This is a genomic window from Marinitenerispora sediminis, assembly GCF_003336425.1.
Taxonomy (GTDB): domain Bacteria; phylum Actinomycetota; class Actinomycetes; order Streptosporangiales; family Streptosporangiaceae; genus Marinitenerispora; species Marinitenerispora sediminis.
This window is the reverse complement of the sequence record NZ_QEIO01000315.1, coordinates 1-1,145: the sequence shown is the minus strand read 5'-3', so window position 1 is coordinate 1,145 and position 1,145 is coordinate 1. Positions and strand designations below refer to the sequence as shown.

The 1,145-nt window shown below is 74.8% G+C and carries 1 pseudogene; it reads right to left on the bottom strand.

Annotated elements, in window-relative coordinates:
- Positions 1 to 481 precede the first annotated feature (481 nt).
- A pseudogene (locus DEF28_RS27800) lies at positions 482 to 1,145 on the bottom strand (hypothetical protein); the annotation flags it as partial.

Here is a 1,145-nt window from a genome sequence, read left to right as displayed (position 1 = left end):
CCCCGGGGAGACCGCCGCGGGGCGGCACCGCCGCTGGTCGCTGGCGGGCACCTGGAACCGCATCGCCGAGCGGCTGCGTATCGACGCCGCCACCGGCGAACCCCTCGACGTCTCCGCGGACTCCACCATGGTCCGCGCCCACCACCACGCCGCCGGGGCCGCGAGAAAAGGGGACGCGGCCCGGCACGAAAGAGACGCACCCGGAGCACCCGGCCGGCCCCCGGGGCGGGCTGACCACCAAGATCGACCTGATCCAGCGCGGGAACCACCGCAGGCGCGGGTCGCGGGGCGGAAGACCCCCGGCCTTCGACCGGGCCGCCCACCGGGACCGCACCACCGTCGAACACTCCATCAACCTGCGGAAACAGAACCGGGCGGCAGCGACCGGGTACGGCACGAGGGCCGCGGTCGACGACGGAACCCTTCACGTCGCCTCGTCCGTACCCGGCTACGCGGCCTCACCCGTTCAAGAAAAAAATGCCTAGTTCGCCGGCCAGCGGCGCTGCAGCGCGGTCTGCCCCAGGCGCTGGAACAGCTCCTCGCTGTCGCGGAGGAAGGCGGTGAGGCGCACCGGCGGAGCGTTGACGCGGGCGAGTTCGCGGTGCCCCTTGCCCCGGACGCGCAGGGCGGTGACCGCGCCGAAGTGCACCGGTGTGTGCGTGCCGCCGGAGGTCTGTACCAGGCCGTCGGCGAAGAGGTGGACGGCGGTACCCGAGTTGGCGACGCACCGGAACATGTGGACGAACGCGTAGACCACGGCGAAGAACAGGAATCCGCCGACGACGTAGTGATCGGTGAACACGATGAGCAGCACCTCCACCAGGATCACGCCGACGAGCGTGCCGGCCGCCACGAGGACGCCACCCGCCGCGCCCGGCGTGCGGTAGCCGCGCTGGTAGCCGCCGAGCCGGCACAGCGACGCCAGGTGCGCCACCTGCGGAGGGAGCTGCTCGTACCCGGTGGCGGGCGGCGGTCCGGGTACGGCCGGCGCGGGCCACCGCGGTGCGGGCGGCTGGGGCCCGGGGCCCGGCTGCGGCGGGTGGCCGTAGGGCTGCGCCGGGCCGCCCCAACCGGGCCGCGGCGGATAGCCGGCGGGCGGCTGCGGGGCGGGGTTCGGCCCGCCGTACGGCTGCTGGGGGTAGGAG